1 protein-coding gene and 1 pseudogene are annotated in these 1,763 nt (G+C 45.8%); both read right to left on the reverse strand.

All coding sequences use genetic code 11. The features are described 5' to 3' along the window. Positions 1–1,463 (reverse strand): HAMP domain-containing protein (locus RMO55_RS09925; protein ID WP_310426178.1); only part of this gene is annotated, 1,463 nt, incomplete at its 3' end. A 110-nt stretch (positions 1,464–1,573) separates the two neighbouring features. Further along, positions 1,574–1,763: pseudogene (locus tag RMO55_RS09930) on the reverse strand (response regulator); the annotation flags it as partial.

The raw sequence follows: 1,763 nt of genomic DNA on the forward strand, positions 1-1,763 counted from the left end.
CGCAGTTCGTGACTCATATTTGCCAAAAATTCACTCTTGGCTTGATTAGCAGTATCAGCGACTAGTTTAGCTTGTTTCAGTTCGACAGTGCGGTCTTCTACGCGGTGTTCCAGAGTATTAAAGGATTCCTGCAATCGATGAGTCATGTGGGTGAACGCACTAGCCAGTTTGCCTAATTCATCCTGTCGCTGGGAATCGAGTTTGACAGCAAAGTCGCCTGTTGCTAACTTCTGGGTAGCCCTGAGCAGATCCTGAAGGGGGATGGCGACTTTTTGACGCAATACGATAAATAAGAGGATCAGTTCAAGCAATAACGATACTAATCCCAATCCCAAGACAAATTTGGTCAGACTCCAGGCGCGCTCTTGCAATAAAGACTCAGGATAGACATTAATCAGATACCAGTCTGCTCCTTTGAGTTTGGCAATGGCAAGATATTCACGATCGGCATGATTGTAGATCGCACTATCTTCCTGTTGACTACTGTGGGCGATGTCAAAAATGCGTTGCAGATGTGGGTTATTGGCGTTTTTAACGTTGAGTTTTCCTGCTGCTGCTTGAATGCGCTCCATTAATTCTGGATGGGCAATTAACTGCCCATCTGCGCGGACAATCAAATTATAAGTTCCCTCTAATCGATCGTCGATCGTGCGTTTGAGTAGATCGTTGAGAATAATATCATGGCCGATCGTCCCCAGATGACGACCTTGGGCATCATCGATCGGTGTTTCGGCTGAAACCATCCAGTCTTTGGAAACGGGATCGGCGTAAACCCCTGTCCAGATAGTTTTGCGATCGGGATTGTGAGCGCGAGTGCCCAGATACACCCACTCTTCACCCGTAATATCTAGATCTGCTTTGGCTTCAATTCCCCAGGCTACACCAGGCCAGAGGACGATATTTACCCCCTCTGGCAAGCTGATATAAGTGTCCAAAAAGCGATTTCGCCAACCCGCAGCGTATTTTTCCACAAACTCGTAGGACAACACCAACCGCTTTTGGAAATCGGGATCGATCTTGACACCGCGTTGCACAAATGCAGTCGGATAAAGTTCGGTATTAAAGTCTTGCGGACGAGTTCCCTGGGGAACATTACGGACTGTGCCATCCGACCATTTTGTAAAACGTCGATTGAAACGTTCCTGCCAATTAACAGAATTAGTGGCGGTAAATTGCTTGAGAAAATCCCGACGCAACAAGGCATGATTGTCTTCAGCTAAGACAAAAATCGCCTCCTCTCGTTTGCCGCGCTCTGTAATATATTTAGTGAGTTTCATCTGGGTATCTACCGCCAACTGGGACATCAGATGCAGATAGCTAACTCCCGATCCAATCAGCACCACTGCTGAAATCTGAATCGCCATGTTCGCCAGTGTATTCGTGGCGAGCGATTGGGTATGGCTCTCTGTGCTGTCTGAGACAATTGAGTCTGTCAATTTTGTTGAGGGGTTCCAAAAAGCCATGATTCAATAATTGATAATTGATAATTGATAATTGCGGATGCGCTCCCGCCTTTGTTCCCCGACCATGGAAGCGCACCAAGCAGATAATTACTTTTCCCTAAAGGACTGAGTTAATTTAATGATGTGGATGATAGGGATTTTTGGAGAAATATCTCGATTCGATCGACCTGGAATTCCTTGGCTAATTGAATGATTTGGCTGGTAAATGGTTGATAAAGAATATTTCCCCCCCCAATTTGCTCGGCGGTGGCAATCAATTTTTTGACCATTCCATCCTGAATCAGTTCTAGTAAAATCTGT

Origin of the sequence: Chamaesiphon sp. VAR_48_metabat_135_sub, from assembly GCF_031418915.1 — a bacterium.
GTDB lineage: Bacteria > Cyanobacteriota > Cyanobacteriia > Cyanobacteriales > Chamaesiphonaceae > Chamaesiphon.